We start from the raw sequence: 16,968 nt of genomic DNA on the forward strand, positions 1-16,968 counted from the left end.
TTTAACAGCGGAGAAATTTGTAGACGATCCGTTTAATCCAGGAGGAAAGATGTATAAGACAGGAGATTATGGAAGATGGAAGTTAAATGGAGAGATAGAGTTTTTAGGAAGAAAGGATGATCAGGTAAAAATACGAGGAAACCGAGTAGAGTTAGGCGAGATTCAGAATGCTTTAGAGAGCTATACCTCTATACAATCAGCTATAGTACTAGCAAAAGCAAATTCATCGGGTACCAATGAGTTGTATGCTTATGTAAAAGGAGCCGAAGATTTAAGTGTTCCTTCTATCAAGAAGTATTTAGGAGATTTATTACCAAGTTACGCTATCCCATCGAATTACACACAGGTAGCTTCATTTCCAACGACTTCCAATGGGAAGATAGATACCAAGGCTTTATTGTTAATAGATGCTCCAGAGTTAGATAGTGGAGTGGAGTATGTTGCACCAAACACCGAGGAAGAGCGTCTTTTAGTAGAGATCTGGCAAGAGGTATTAAACAAAGACAGAGTTGGTGTTAAAGATCATTTCTTTGACTTAGGAGGAGATTCGATTAAAGTACTAAAAATTGTAAATGCAATTTATAATCAAATGCAAATAGAAGTTTCTATTTCAGATATCTATACGCATGATAGTGTCTTAGAGTTATCAAATTTCATATCTGAAAATAAGAAGGTTTTAGAAGACAAAAAAGATGAAATATCAAAGGCGAGAAAAGAAGTAATAGATTCTTTTAATTTGATTAAAGAAAATGTTTTAAAATCTTTAGATGAAGATGAAGTAGAAAATATTGAAGATGTATATCCTATGACGGATATTCAAAAAGGAATGATATATGAATCATCAATACATGAAGGAGCTAGTATTTATCATGATCAAATGCTGAATCAAAGAGTATTTAAAGATTTTAATGAATCAATATTTAAACAAGCCCTACAGTTAATTGCGAGTAAGCACGAAATATTAAGAACAAGCTTTAATATATATGACTATGATGAAGAGGTTCAAATAGTACATAAAAAGGTTGATATTCCTTTTGTTTATAGAAATATTTCAAACATTAACACATTTGAAGAGCAAGAAAAAATTATAGAAAGCTTTCTTCAATCAGAACTTGAAAATCCTTTTGATACCACAAAAGCACCATTATTTAGGATGGCAGCATTTCATATCGGAGAAGATAATATAGTTTTTGTTTCTCAATGTCATCACGCAATTATTGATGGTTGGAGTGATTCAATGCTTTTAACAGAATTAAATAATGTGTACTTGGAGCTTATGAAGGATATCACATTTATGCCTAGTAAGTTGAAAGCAAGTTATAAAGATTTTGTGATACAACATGAACTTGATAAAAAGGATTTAGAAATTCGATCATACTGGGCTAATGAGTTAGCTGATTGTAATAAGCTAGACATTTTTACCAATGAAGAAACAAATGTTCTTTATGGAAATGTACTAAGTAAAAAAGAATTTAATAAACTAAATCAACTAGCAAGTCATTTAAATACAACGATAAAGGAAGTATCACTTAGTGCTTATATCTTTACTTTAAGTATTTTAAATGGAGATTCACAAGTAATAACAGGGCTGGTAACAAATAACAGACCAAGTATTGAAGATGGAGATAAACTTTTAGGTTGCTTTTTAAATACCATTCCGTTACAGTATACAATTAATTATGATATTACTGTACGAGATTTTATCAAAGAAATTCAGCAAAAATTACTAGCACTAAAAAAATACGAGCGTCTAAGTTTATTAGAAATAGCTACCTTAAATAAAAAGGAATACATTACCGAAAACCCTTATTTTGATGCTTATTTTAACTATGTTGATTTCTATAGTTATAATGATATTGAAGAAGAAAGCACAGAAAGAGGAGTGCAAGAGGAAACATCAGAAAATGCGATTTCTTTATTGGGTAGCAGTAAAACAAATACGTTTTTAGATTTTAATGTTAATACCACAGGAAACATTTATCACGCTAGTCTTTCTTTAACTAGAAAATTAAAATCAGGATTTTCTGCACAAGAACTGAATAATCTTTTCTTCTTTATTTTAAGATCATTCATAAATATTCCAAATCAAGAATTAAAAACTGTAAGTTGTTTAAGAGAAGAAGAAAAACAAAAAGTGCTTTATGAGTTTAATGATACTGCACATGATTTTCCTGAAACAACATTACCTAATTTATTTGCAAAGCAAGTTGCAAAGGTACCAGAAAAAGTAGCGTTAGTATATCAGGATAAAGAGCTCACATTTGCTGAGTTAAATGAAAAATCAAATCAATTAGCTCACTATTTAAGGTCAAAACATACTTTAAAGCCAAATGATTTGGTTGCAGTAGCTTTACCTAGAAGTGAGAAAATGATTATAACACTTTTAGCAATTCATAAAGCAGGAAGTGCATATGTTCCTATAGATCCAAATCACCCAAAAGAGAGAGTGGATTATGTAGTTAAAGATAGCGGTTGTAAGTTGATTATAACAGAAGATACGTTTGATGAATTTGAATCTATAGCACAAGAATTTTCAAAAGAAAATTTAGAATTAACAAACATACCCACTGATATAGCATATGTAATCTACACTTCTGGTTCTACAGGAAACCCTAAAGGATGTATTTTAGAACATAAAGGTGTTGTGAATAGAATCGAATGGATGTGGAATGAGTTCAGCTACAGTAAAGAAGATGTAATTCTACAAAAAACAACATTTACTTTCGACGTGTCTGTTTGGGAGATTTTTATGCCTTTGTGTTGGGGAGCCAAAATGGTATTATGTTCAGATGACGATGTAGCGAATCCACAAAATATAGCATCATTAATAACAAAACATAAAGTTAGCTGCTTGCATTTTGTGCCAAGTATGTTAAATGAATTTGTTAATACGTTGTTTGAAAGGTCAAGTATTAATGAAGAATTAAGTAGTTTACGACTAGTCATCACAAGTGGAGAAGCATTACAGTTAAACACGGTTAAAAAATGGTATGAAAAACTAGAAATACCTATTAAAAACCTATACGGACCAACAGAGGCTTCAATCGATGTAACATACTACGATACTTCTAAAGAAGATGATATTATACCTATTGGTAAGCCTATATGGAACACATCAATTTACATTTTAGATGCTAATAAAAACTTGGTTCCTGTAGGATGTTCAGGAGAGATTTATCTTGCAGGTGTAGGTTTGGCAAAAGGATATTTAAACAAAAGTGATTTAACGGAAGAACGATTTGTTGACAATCCGTTTGTGCCTGGAGAGAAAATGTATAAGACAGGAGATTTAGGGAAATGGACCTCTAAAGGAGATGTTATTTACATAGGTAGAAATGATAACCAATTAAAAGTAAGAGGATTTAGAATAGAGCTTGGAGAAATTGAGCAAAAAATCTTAGAGCATCAAGCTATAGACTCTGTTGTTGTGTTGGCAAAAAAGACTCCACAAAATGAAGATTATTTAGTAGCATTTACAGTAAGCAATTCAGATTTAGATATTGTGGAAATTAAAAGCTATTTAAAAGGAAGACTCCCGGAGTACATGATTCCTAGTCGTTTTGTTCAGTTAGAAACTCTGCCTTTAACTCTGAATGGAAAATTAGATAGGAAAAAATTATTAACGGAAGATGATTCTTTTGTTACTACTAAGGAGTTCATAGCTCCTGTAACATCTACAGAGAAGAGTTTAGGAGAGATTTGGAGCACATTATTAGGAGAAGAAAAAGTAGGATTGGATGACGACTTTTTTGAGTTGGGTGGACACAGTCTTAAAGCCATTCAATTAATGAATAAGATTCGTAAAGTTTTCCAAGTACAGCTCCAATTAAAGAAATTGTTTGATAATTCTACACTTAGTAAAATGGCTAAGTTGATAGATGAGAGCAGTTTAAAAGTATACGAAGAAATACCTGTAGCTGCATTAAAAACAAGTTATCCTTTATCATCAGGACAACGAAGATTGTGGTTTTTAAGTCAATTTAAAGATGGGAATGTGGCTTACAATATGCCAAAAGCCTATGTTTTTGAAGGTGAATTTCATGTAGAAAAACTCCAGTTAGCACTTTCTATCTTAATAGAACGATATGAAATTTTAAGAACAATATTTAAGGATAATGAATTAGGAGAGGTTAATCAATTCATACTAAAAACAGATGATGTTTTAAAGAATATTGTAACAAGTCATGATTTAAGAGATTCAGGAAGATCTGAGATTGAAGTAGAAGATTTCATAGCTAAAGAACTTAGTGCGCCTTTTAATTTAGAAGAAGGTCCTTTATTAAGAGTTTCTTTATATCAAATAGAAGATTCTAAATGGATATTTACATTTACAATGCATCATATAATTAGTGATGGATGGTCTCAACAAATCTTCTTTAATGAGCTAATCAAATTATATACATCTACTAATTTAAATGAAGTTAAAAGTAGTCTTGCTCCTTTAAGAATTCAGTATAAAGATTATGCTGTCTGGGAACAAACAGAATTAAGCGGAAAATTACTTGAAGTTCACAAAAATTATTGGTTAAATCAATTTAAAGGAGAGTTGCCTGTGTTAGAAAGGTTAGGAAACAAACCTAGACCACAATTACAAACTTTTAATGGAGGTATTGTCTCAGGAAAAATTGAAAGCAATATAAAAGCAGGTTTAAAAGAACTGTTAAAAGATGAGCAGTGTACTTTATATATGGGACTTTTAAGTATGGTTAATGTGTTTTTATATAAATATACCGAACAGAAAGACATAATTATTGGTAGTCCAATAGCTGGTAGAAATCATTTAGATGCCCACAATCAAATAGGGTTGTATGTAAATACACTTGCTTTAAGAACACAGTTTAAAGAGGAAAATACTTTTAAAGAGTTATTACAAAATGTAAAGGAACTTACATTAAATGCATATGAACATCAAGTATATCCTTTTGATGAAATTTTAAACAATCTTGATTTACAACGAGATTTGAGTAGAAACCCATTATTTGATGTAATGGTTTCATTAGAGAATACATCAGAAATATTCACAACAGCAGAGAAACAAAATTCTATTGATAAATTAAAAATCTCTGAATACGGAGGGAAAAATGAGATTATAAGTAAGTTTGATTTATCATTTGATTTTGTTGAAAGTGAGGAAGAAATATTTTTTAATGTAAAGTATAATTCAGACATCTTCACCGATGACCTTGCACAAGGAATAGCAAAACACTTTGTTAAGTTAGTTGAAAATCTAGTAGAAACACCTTCTAAAAAGATAGAAAGAGTAGACTATTTAGATGATGAAGAAATATCAAGCATTATAAATGAATTTAGTGGAGTTGCTTCTAATACTAAAATAGAAGATACTGTAAATTCATTATTTGAAAAGCAAGTAGCAATCAACAGTAAAGAGGTAGCATTAGTTTTTAATGATACTAAAGTTACTTATGGTGATTTAGAAAATAAGGCGAATAAACTAGCAAATATCTTAGTAGAAAGAGGACTAAGAAAAGAAGAGTCAGTAGCAATCATGATGGACAGGTCTATAGAAATGATTGTTTCTATGCTTGGTATTATGAAAGCAGGTGGTGTGTTCGTACCAATAGATATAAATGCACCTAAAGAGCGAATAGCATTTATTCTAGAAGATATTCAAACAAAGAATGTTTTAATTAATCAAACACCTATATCCACTTTACCAGAATCGGATACTATAAGTTTTATTAAAGTAAATGAAGTTATAAAGGAAGTAGAAAATGCAAGTTCTCCAAATGTTCCTGTTCAAAAGAATGATTTGATGTATATAATCTATACGTCTGGAACTACAGGAACCCCTAAAGGAGTTCTGGTAGAACATGAAGGAGTCGTTAATTTAATAAACTCCCAAACAAAAGAATACAGCATAACAAAAGATGAAGCGGTTTTAAGTTTTTCTAACTATGTGTTTGATGCCTCAATAGAGCAAATATTTTTGGCCTTATTGAATGGGGTAAGGTTAGTAATACCTACCCAAAACGATATTCTAGATTATAAAAAGTTTGAGGATTTATTAAGAAATCAACAAATTACTCATTTACATGTAACTCCTAGTTATTTATCAACATTGGTCCCAAATTCATATGATCTAAAAAGAGTTGTTGTAGGAGGTGAAGTTTGTTCATTAGAATTAGCAAAAAAATGGGCACAGTTGATACCTTTCTTTAATACCTATGGTCCAACTGAGGCAACAGTTACTACTATGGTTCATAAGTTTTCTAATAATGAAAAATATGAAAATAGATTCCCAATTGGTAAACCTATAGAAAATATTACGGGCTATGTACTTGGAAGCTCTCTTGATTTAAAAGGAGTGAATATGGTAGGTGAATTATATATCGGAGGAATTGGGGTAACTCGAGGGTATTTGAATCAAGAGTCACTAACTAAAGAAAAGTTTATCAGTAATCCATTTAAACCAAACGAGATATTGTATAAAACGGGGGATTTAGTAAGATGGTTACCAAATGGAGAAATAGAGTACTTAGAAAGAATTGATGAACAAATAAAAATTAGAGGGTACAGGGTTGAATTAAGTGAAATAGAGGAAACCATACGAAAAGAGGATAATATTCAGGCTGTAACTGTTTTAGTAAAAGAGAATAGAAATAATGAAAAGGAACTCATAGCTTTTGTTTCAGCTAACGATGAAATCAATATTCAAGGGTTGATAACTAAGTTGAAAGCTTTTTTACCATATTATATGATTCCGAGTCATATAATACAGCTTGAATCTATTCCAAGAACTGTTAGCGGAAAAGTAGATAAGAAGAAATTATTGACTCTTAGTAATGAGTATTATACTACATCTGCTAATGAGGTTGTTAAGCCTGAAAATAAGTTAGAAGAAGAAATACTAGAATTTTGGAAAGAAATTTTATCGAAAGAAGAGCTTAGTGTTACTGTTAATTTCTTTGAAGTTGGAGGGCATAGTTTAAAAGCGATAAAATTACAATCTATGCTTAAGGCAAGGTTAGGGTTAGATTTAAACATTGTAGATATATATAATTATCCTACAGTAAGAGATTTAGCTAGAATGAAGTCAGTAGAGAATTCATCTTTAATAACCTTACATTATTCAGAGCATACTGAAAACTCAATTTACTTTATACCACCAATTATAGGAAATGCTATACTGTTTCAGCCATTAGCCAAGTATTTAGTAAATGACTTTAACTCTTATGGCTTACAGTATAAAGGATTAAATAGTTCAGAAGAATTATTTAACTCTATCGAAGAGATGGCTGCTCATTTTAGTAATGAAATCAAAAAGAATCAAAAAGATAAAGCTAGTAAGTTTAAAGTTTTTGGATACTCTTTAGGAGCAGTGTTGGCTTTTGAAACAGTAAAAATTTTAGAGAAAGATTTTCCAGATATAGATTTAGTATTGGTAGACAGACCTACACAAATAAATTCACCAATCACAGAAGAAAGTTTAGCAAGAGATTCGGACTGGTTATTAGCTGAATATGAAAAGCTGGTAACATTAAAAGGGGATGAAAGAGAAAAAATGAGAAACTTTCTAAAAAACAACTTAAAGTTAGGTAGTCAATTCAAATTAAAAGGAAAAGTAACTAGCAGTATACAAGTTTTTGAATCTCTTGAAAATGAACAACCAAGTAAGATGACAGATTGGGAAGCTTACACAAATGGAGAGTTAAACCATACATATATAGAAGGAACTCATTGGGAAGCATTATCACAAATAAATCATGAAAAATATTTGCAAACCTTATTGGATTTGTATAGTGATGAATACGTAAAAACAATTTAATAAAAGACAAAAAACAATTAAAAATGGAAAACAGAGAAGAATATTATTTTAAGCCAAATGTAATTATTGGACCTTTAGTAGATAAGTGGTATGCATGGACACATTTAATATCACCAGCTACTGCAGCAATGAATATTGTAGATAGACACTTAAAAATAATGAATTCTTATATTCAAGCACCTATGATTCACGAAGCAGCTGTAAAAAATCCTAAGATGCTAGGTGGACCATTTATGGATTATGAAACAAGAAAAGTAGATGAAATCAAGGCTTTAAAAGAAGAGATGTTAGATAAACAGGCTAATGCAATTGAGTTATCTAAAGCAATTAAAGAGCTTGACCTAATGCTTAGAACAAAAGCAAAAGGAGCATCTTTAGAACCTTTGTATAAGGAAGTGCCAGATATTTTAAAAGGTTATGTAGAATTAGTTTATGATTTGAACAACAATCCTTCTTATAGATTTTTTGAATCATTATTGTTTAATAGTGAGTTTTATTCTAAACAATCACAATCAATTTCACTTTGGGAAACAGAGAACGATGAACGTCCTTTTTGTTTAAGTACTCCACAATTAGAAGATCCTAAAGTATTGCATTTGGACATTCCTTTTGATCATAAAGGAATCGATACTTTAAGTAGAATGAAGAGAAATCCAGGTGCAATAGAAGATGTTGCAGAAGAATTAGGAGTTCGTGAAGATCAAATGGAGTTATTCAAAACATTTTTTACTAAAAAAGAACATCCTACATATGAAAAATATAACGGAGATAAAGCAAGAATGCGTTATTTCGGACATGCTTGTATTTTAATTGAAACAAAAGATGTAAGTATTTTAGTAGATCCATTGATAAGTTACTATGGTTATGAATCAACTGTAGAGCATTTCTCAGATATCGATTTACCAGATGTGATTGATTATGTCTTAATCACCCATAACCATCAAGATCATATTGTATTAGAAACATTATTGCCACTAAGACATAAGATTAAAAATATAATTGTACCTGTAACAACTAGTGGAGCACTTCAAGACCCAAGTATTAAGTTGGCATTTGAAAGTATTGGATTTAACAATGTAATTGAAATAGACGAGATGGAAGAAATCAAGTTTGAAAATTGTACAATTACAGGTTTACCATTCACAGGAGAGCATAGTGATCTTAATATTAGAGCAAAAGCATGTTTTCATATAGCAATTAATAAGTTAAGTTTTTTATTTGTTGCAGACTCTAGAGTCATGGAACCAAGACTTTACGAGCATATTCATAGAATGAAAGGAGATGTTGATGTTTTATTTTTAGGAATGGAATGTGCAGGTGCACCTTTAAGTTGGTTGTATGGATGTTTATTAACACAAGATATAACAAGAGAAGATGATCAATCGAGAAGATTAGCTGGTTGTGACAGCGAACGAGGACTTTCTTTGGTAGATATTTTTAACCCAAAAGAAGCATATGTTTACGCAATGGGTATGGAACCATGGTTAGAGTTTATTAGTAGTATAAAATATACTGAAGAATCCTTGGCTATAATTGAATCTAATAATTTAATAAAAACTTGTCAAGATAAAGGAGTAATTGCAGAGAGATTATTCGGAGAAAAAGAGTTGTTATATAATTATGAGATGCAAAATGTTTTAGTAACTAACGAATAATTGATTATGAATAAGAAACAAATATTTATGCTGCATTTTGCAGGAGGTAACGTTTATTCATTTGATTTTTTAAAACCTCTTCTTACTGATTTTGAAATGGTACCTGTGGAACTTCCAGGAAGAGGTAAAAGAATAAAAGAAAAACTTTTAGTGTCCTATTCAGAAGCCGTTAAAGATGTATACAAACAAATAAGCAGTCAATTAAAAGGAGAGGAGTTTGTAATTTACGGACATAGTTTGGGGGCTTCTTTAGCACTAGGGGTAGCTGACCTGCTGGAAAAGGATAATAAAATGCCACAAAGCGTTATTGTAAGTGGTAATGCTGGACCAGGAGTCAATGCTGAGAGGAAGAATCGTTCTTCTTTAGAAAGAGATGATTTTATTGAGATGTTAAAAGAATTAGGAGGACTTCCTAAAGAGCTTTTAGAAAGTGAGGAACTATTAGATTTTGTTTTACCTATCATTCGTTCAGATTTTAAGATAGTTGAAGAAGATTTTTACATTAATAATATTGTAATAAAATCTCCAATAACTGCCATTATGGGAAATGAGGAAAAAAATGTAGACAAAATAACAAATTGGGAAAATCACACTCAATCTAACTTTATATCATATGTTTTAAATGGAAATCATTTTTTTATACACAATAACACAAAGGAGTTGGTAGAGATATTCCATAAAAGCTGCCAAGAGAGTGAGAATTTGGTTTAAACACGTATTCTAAGTAAATAACTTTAAAACATCTAACTCATAGCTTAATTATGAGTTAGATGTTAACAATATCTTTAAGAGAACTCCATATTTATATGAGTTTAACCTCTTTTTTTTATGTGGATAAGAAAGTAATATTCTGTTTTATAGTGTGATAAATGAAAAAATCAACTTAAGTTTTTTTTCGTACGAATTTTTTCGTATGTTTACAATGTAAAACAATTATAACATGAAAAATAGTGATATTGAACCAACAAAATCTGAGATTGAAATTCTAAGTGTTTTATGGAAGAATGGAGGATCGACAGTAAGGTTTGTAAATAATGAACTAAATAAAGAGCGTCCAATAAAATACACATCAACTCTAAAGCTAATGCAAGTTATGGTTGATAAAGGTATTTTATATAGAGATAAAAGTAAGATGCAGCATATTTATTATGTGGCAGAAGAAGAAGCAAAAACTAAAAAGCATTTATTAGATAAATTTATGGATCGAATTTTTGATGGTTCAGTTAAAGATTTAGTAATACAGGCACTAGGTAATAAAAAAGCTTCTAAAGATGAGTTATTAAAGATTAAAGAGATTTTAGATAAATTAGAATAAAGATGGAAGAACTTTCTAAAATATTATTGCATTTATTTATATATTCTCTTGTAATAAGTACTTTATTAGGAGGTATTGCGTATTTTTTAATGTTTTTCTCAAAAAAACTTACATCAATAATACGTTATAACATATTAATAACATTTTTATCTCTGTTTATTATATCAATGTTATACATGGTATGTGTAATAATTGCTAATGTCTATTTTGAAACCAATAATGAACAATTCATAAATCTTAAAGCGCTTGATTTAGCTACTTACATTGGTAAGTATCAGACTCAAATACTTACAACAGAATCGAATTCATGGAGCTTTTTTCTAAAATCGTATTATAAGATTTATAATTATGCTTTTGAAATAATTCTATTATGGTATGTGGTTTTTTGTTATAAAAGTCTTAGACTGTATTTTGGATTAAGAAGTATTAAAAAAATTGTACTTGAAAGCAAAAAAGAAGTAGAGGTATTTTGGAATGAAAAGGTTACTACTTTTTCTAAAAAGATAGGATTGGATAAGAAAATAGAGATATATAAATCTTCATCCATAAAATCTCCTATGGTATTAGGTTTTTTCAAACCTGTAATTTTATTGCCTGTTGAGTTGATAACAGGAATGCCCTTAGCTCAATTAGAAGCCATTATTTATCATGAGTTAACTCATATAAAAAGGTATGATCCAATAGTAAACCTACTGCAAAACATTTTAGAGACAGTTTTCTTTTTTAACCCACCTTTATTATGGTTGTTAAATCAAATAAGAAATGAAAGAGAAAAGTGTTGCGACGATTTGGTATTGGGTGTTACAAATAACAAGAAAGACTATGTTAAAGCTCTTTATTTTTGTGCTGATTTGGAAGTAAATAGTAACGATTTATCATTAGCTTTTGCAAGCAATAATGAAGAACTTTTAGATAGGGTTAAAAGGATTTTGTCTAATAGAGAAAATTTTTACAGCAGAACTCAAGCAGCAATTTTTTATACACTGAGTACTATTTTACTATTAATATCATTAGCTTTTACAAGTACATCGAAGTTAAACAAGCAAATTCTAGATAAAGATAAGGTAGAGAGTGTTGAAAAAACATCAATTGATGAAACCTCTATTTTTACTGGGATTACTTCAGAAAGTTTATCGGAAGAAGAAGGAAAAAAGATTGTTGGAACTTTAAAAGTAATTATTAATAAGATGAGTAATGAAGGTTTAATAAATAATACAAATGAACTTTCATTTATACTAGATAAAGACAAGTTGATAGTTAATAATAAAATAGTGTCTTCAGAAATTCATAATAAATATAAAACAGAGTTTATTAAAAAGGATGATTGGAGAATTTGTTATAACTACAGAATAAAATTTTAAGAAGTAAAAAAATAAATCATGAAAAATATAAAAGGAACATTTTTTGGATTATTAATTCTTTTATTAATACCAAGTTTAAGTATCGCACAATCAGAAGATAATAATCAAAAACTAATTATAACAGGAATTACAGGTGAATCTATAAAGGAGACTTTAGAATTAGATAAATCTGAAAAAATAATTAAGCGAATAACAAAGCAAGTTATTAAAGATAAACTGGTTGAAAGTGAAAAAGAATTGTCTTACATGCTTAATAGTGAGAAGTTTATTATTAATGGAATAAAACAACCTTCAGAAATTCATAAAAAATATAAGGACAAGTACATTAAGGATAAACTAAAGTGGAATATCTGTAAGAACTATAAGATGTAGTTATATACTTTCTTTTTATATAGACACAGAGTAAGCAAGCAAAGAAACTACAGCTTGATTTATAGTTAAATTAACTTATTACAAATCAATATTTCTTACTTATAATATGAAGATCATTTCATATTACTAGGGCTTTGCATGCTAAAGTTTTAGGAAATAATGATATTTATTTGAAAAATATGCACAGCAATAAATACATATATACAATAGCATTAATAATTATTAGCGCTATGTTTTTACCCACAATACAAGCACAAAATAAAAAAGGAGCTATTTCAGGAAAAGTTACAGATACTTCTACTAAAGATCCTATTGTGTTTGCTACAGTACTACTAGTAAACGGAACAGATGAAACTTATATGCAGAGTGAATTCACAGGAGATACGGGAGAATTTAATTTTAGCAATCTAAAAGAAGGTATATACAAAGTAAAGGTTATTTTCGATGGCTTTAATACATTAACAACAGGAGATTTAAGAATAGATAAGAATAAATGGGTACAAACACTTTCGGATATAGAATTATTAAAAAGTATTGAAGACCAATTGTTAGATGAAGTTTATATTGTTTCAAAAAAAAAGTTTATTGAACGTAAAATAGATCGTACTGTGCTTAATGTTGATGCATTAAAATCAAATTCAGGATTAACAGCATTAGAATTATTAGAGAAATCGCCAGGAGTTAATGTTAGTGAAGGAGGTAATATAAGTTTAAGAGGAAAATCAGGGGTAACTATTTTTATTGATGATAGACCGACATACTTATCTGGTGCAGAATTAGAAAATTACCTAAATGGATTGTCTTCTGATGTATTAGATAAAATTGAAATTATGACCAACCCTCCAGCTAAATATGAAGCTTCCGGTAATGCTGGAGTAATTAATATTAAACTTAAGAAAAATAAAACAGAAGGAGAAAATGGGAATTTAGTTTTCGGTATTAGACAGCATAAATATACAGAGTATAGTACTAGCTTTAATTTTAATCAACGAAAGAAAAAATATAATTTCTTTACCAATAGTACTCTAGCTTACAAAAAGCGTTTTCAAGATATTTTTATTAATAGAAATACGATATTAGATAACGGAGATATAGGTAGTTACACAAGACAAGAAACCAATAATATAGGAGATGGTTTTTTGGGTAATGTAAAGTTAGGAATTGACTATGAAGTCTCTTCAAAAACTAATGTAGGAATGGCTGTTGACGGATTATTTTGGGCAGGAAATGATAAAGATAAAAGTATTAATAAATTATTTAATGCTTCTAATGCCATTGATTCTGTAGCAACTACCAAGGCTAATATGGATACAGAATTTTATAATACAGGAATCAATTTAAATTTTAAACACGAATTTGATAAGAAAAGAAATATAAGCACTAATCTAGATTATTTAATATATAAGACTGAACCTGAACAAGAATTCATAAATACGATTTCATATCCTAATTCAGCAGAAGAAAAAAGAGATAAGTTATTAGGTATGTCAACTTCAAAAGTGAAGGTTTATTCAGGTAAAGTAGATTATTCAAATCAAATAAGTGAAAAGATATCCTACCAAACAGGAGTAAAACATAGTTATGTAGCAACTGATAATAAAAGTGATTATACTAATGTTGTAAATAATATATCTACTCCAAATTTAGATCAAAGTAATCAGTTTTTATATGATGAAAATATAACATCAGCATATATAAACTCAAATATTAATTACAATAGATTATCCCTTCAGTTGGGGTTAAGGTATGAGAATACTAATGTCGTGGGAGAGCAATTAGGGAATGAGATTAAGCCTAGAGAAAGAAATGAAACAAATTACCAAAATTGGTTTCCTACAGCGTATTTGTCATATAAGTTAGATTCATTATCTAATAATACGATTGGGCTTAACTATGGTAAAAGAATAGATCGTCCATTTTATATAGATCTTAACCCAGTAGTTTTTCAAGTTGATAAGTTTACATATTATGGAGGGAATCCTTTTTTAAAACCTTCATTAACAAATAGTATAGAAGCATTTTATTCATATAAAAGTTTGCTTAATCTTAGTGTGGCGTATAGTAAAATAGAAAACCAAGTACAAGAAACAATTGAAGTAATAGACGGAATATACTTTAGTAAACCAGGAAATATAGGTAAAACGGAAGTAACAAGTTTGTCTGCAAATTCTTCTTTTAAAATGGCAGATTGGTTAAGTTTTAGTGGATATGCACAATTATCATATACTAATAGTGTGAGCGCCTTTTATAGTGGAGATTTAAAAACCAGTGGTTATAATTTTATGATTAACCCAGTTTTTCAGATAGAATTGAAAAAAGATTGGAATATTGAGGTTTTTGGTTATTATGTAGGGAAATCCTATGAAGCTCAATTTATAACGAAACCTTATTGGTTTACAGATTTGACCGTAAGTAAGAAATTATCGGACAGAAGCTCTTTTAAACTAGTTTTCACAGATATTTTCAAAACTAATATAAATAAAGGAGATATTAATAATTTAGTTAATACCACTGCAAATTATAAAACACTAAGAAATACCCAACAAGTAAGACTTACATTTAATTATAGATTTGGGGATAAAGTATCCAAAAATAAAGCGAGAAGCCAAAATAGTATTGAAGAAGAAAAAAGTCGAATTAAATTCTAGTACCATTATATTTTAACTTCGGGATAATCACATCAAAATGGATAAGCTTCAATGTAACTAATACATTGGAGCTTATAAGTGTATAGTAAATACTAAAATATTATAATTAAGACTTAAATCTAAAGTCTAAGAGGAAACAGAAAAACTGTTATACCTATACCAACTAATTCATATCAAAAAACAACTATTTAAAATGTTTAAAATAACTTTAAAAAACATACTCTATTTATTAGCGTATGCAGTACCAAACACAATTTTAAGTTTCGGAATTATTTATATAATAAATAATGCTTTAGCAGGAAATGAAATATTTCTAAGAGATTATACAGGTATAGTATTTCTATCCATTGTAGTTTATACTTATTTATTAAATATCATTTTTCAAAAGGGACTAAATAAATTTTCATTTAAAGTACTGTACGATAATGAAAAGAAAATATTTAGAAAAATACTTCAAGCACCACTCATTAAGCTTGAAAAATTAGGATCAGCTCGTTTTTTTACAGCAGTTGAAGATCTTCGAATATTTTCCATGTTACCTTATACTATAACACATACAATTAACTCTATTTTAATGCTCGTACTGTGTTTAATATACTTATTTACGCTGTCTGTACCTTCAGCATTAATAGTTGTTGGATTAGTGATAATGATTGGTGCTTTTTATTTTGTTGTAATGAATATGATGTCTAAACAAGTAGAAAGCCTGCGTAAGTTTAATGATGATTATTATGAATATGTTGATGACGTAATGAAAGGTTTCAAAAAACTTAAATTAAGCTTTTTTAGAACTGAAAACTTGATGAATAAATTTTTGATTCCTAATAGAAATGAAGCAGGAAATTTAGATTTTAAGATCAACTATGTTTTTCTTTCAATAAACTTAATAAGCCAGTACGGATTATACTTTGTAATAGCAACTATTTTATTCTTATTACCAGAATGGGGTTTATTAAACCGTTCTGATGTTATTGCCTATGTAGTTGTTATATTATTCATTTCAGGTCCAATAAATAATCTTATCAATTTGCAGCAAATGTATACGCGTTTTATTGTTGCAAATAGAAGAATCAAGTCTTTTATGAAAGATTTTGAAGTAGAAGATAGAGAGAATACTCTGTTGAAATCTCAAGTAACAAATAATTTTGCTTCAATAGAATATAAAGATATATACTTCTCTTATAATGAAGAACAGTCAGATTCATCATTTGCATTGGGACCAATTAATCTAGAACTCAAAGAAGGAGAAACCGTTTTTATAGTAGGGGGGAATGGTTCAGGGAAAAGTACTTTCATCAATACAATAACCGGTTTATATGCTCCAACTAAAGGGCAAATCTTACTAGATGGAGAAGGAGTAGATTTTACGGAACAGATCCAAAGTTTAACAGCAGCAGTATTTACTGATAACCATATTTTTTCTAAAAATTATGAAGAGTATGAATTAGAAAATAATATAGAATACCAAGAGTACTTAAAATTAATGGAGCTTGAAGAAGTTGTTGGAGATGATAAAGATAGTTCGGTAAGAAGAAAGTTTTCAAAAGGACAAAGTAAAAGAATGTCTCTGATTTTTGCACTATTAGAAGACAAACCAATTTTAATTTTAGATGAATGGGCAGCTGATCAAGATCCGTATTTCAGAAAATTCTTTTACGAAGAGTTAATACCAAAATTTAAACAGGAAGGTAAAACTATTATAGCGGTTACTCACGATGATGCTTATTTCCATCAAGCAGATCGAATATTAAAGTTTGACTATGGTCAAATAGTAAAAGATATCAGAGTAAAAGAAGAAGTATTAAGCGAAAAGAGTTTATGGTAATCACAT

Annotated in this window: 8 protein-coding genes; all 8 read left to right on the plus strand. The window is 29.3% G+C overall.

All coding sequences use genetic code 11. The features are described 5' to 3' along the window. Positions 1–49 precede the first annotated feature (49 nt). The 8 genes from ACQY6M_RS10395 (at position 50) to ACQY6M_RS10430 (ending at position 16,962) form a co-directional block, all read left to right on the plus strand. Positions 50–7,786, plus strand: a complete 7,737-nt coding sequence (locus ACQY6M_RS10395) for an amino acid adenylation domain-containing protein (RefSeq protein WP_428744953.1) — start codon at positions 50–52, stop codon at positions 7,784–7,786. A 23-nt stretch (positions 7,787–7,809) separates the two neighbouring features. Next, a complete protein-coding gene (locus ACQY6M_RS10400) occupies positions 7,810–9,441 on the plus strand; it encodes an MBL fold metallo-hydrolase (RefSeq protein ID WP_428741185.1) in 1,632 nt (543 codons plus the stop codon). A gap of 6 nt (positions 9,442–9,447) precedes the next feature. Continuing rightward, positions 9,448–10,152, plus strand: coding sequence for a thioesterase II family protein (locus tag ACQY6M_RS10405; protein ID WP_428741186.1), 705 nt, complete (start codon positions 9,448–9,450; stop codon positions 10,150–10,152). A 229-nt stretch (positions 10,153–10,381) separates the two neighbouring features. Then, a complete protein-coding gene (locus ACQY6M_RS10410) occupies positions 10,382–10,756 on the plus strand; it encodes a BlaI/MecI/CopY family transcriptional regulator (protein ID WP_428741187.1) in 375 nt (124 codons plus the stop codon). Between the two features lie 176 nt (positions 10,757–10,932). Beyond that, positions 10,933–12,117, plus strand: coding sequence for a M56 family metallopeptidase (locus ACQY6M_RS10415; RefSeq protein ID WP_428741188.1), 1,185 nt, complete (start codon positions 10,933–10,935; stop codon positions 12,115–12,117). 18 nt (positions 12,118–12,135) lie between these two features. Further along, complete coding sequence (locus tag ACQY6M_RS10420; protein ID WP_428741189.1) at positions 12,136–12,489, plus strand: hypothetical protein; 354 nt, start codon at positions 12,136–12,138, stop codon at positions 12,487–12,489. 230 nt (positions 12,490–12,719) lie between these two features. Then, positions 12,720–15,137 carry an outer membrane beta-barrel protein gene (locus ACQY6M_RS10425; protein WP_428741190.1) on the plus strand — a complete coding sequence of 806 codons (2,418 nt, stop codon included), beginning with the start codon at positions 12,720–12,722 and terminating at the stop codon, positions 15,135–15,137. A 193-nt stretch (positions 15,138–15,330) separates the two neighbouring features. Next, positions 15,331–16,962: a cyclic peptide export ABC transporter gene (locus ACQY6M_RS10430; RefSeq protein ID WP_428741191.1), complete on the plus strand. Its 1,632-nt coding sequence runs from the start codon at positions 15,331–15,333 to the stop codon at positions 16,960–16,962. Positions 16,963–16,968: the final 6 nt, after the last annotated feature.

Source organism: Tenacibaculum sp. (assembly GCF_050290165.1).
GTDB lineage: Bacteria > Bacteroidota > Bacteroidia > Flavobacteriales > Flavobacteriaceae > Polaribacter.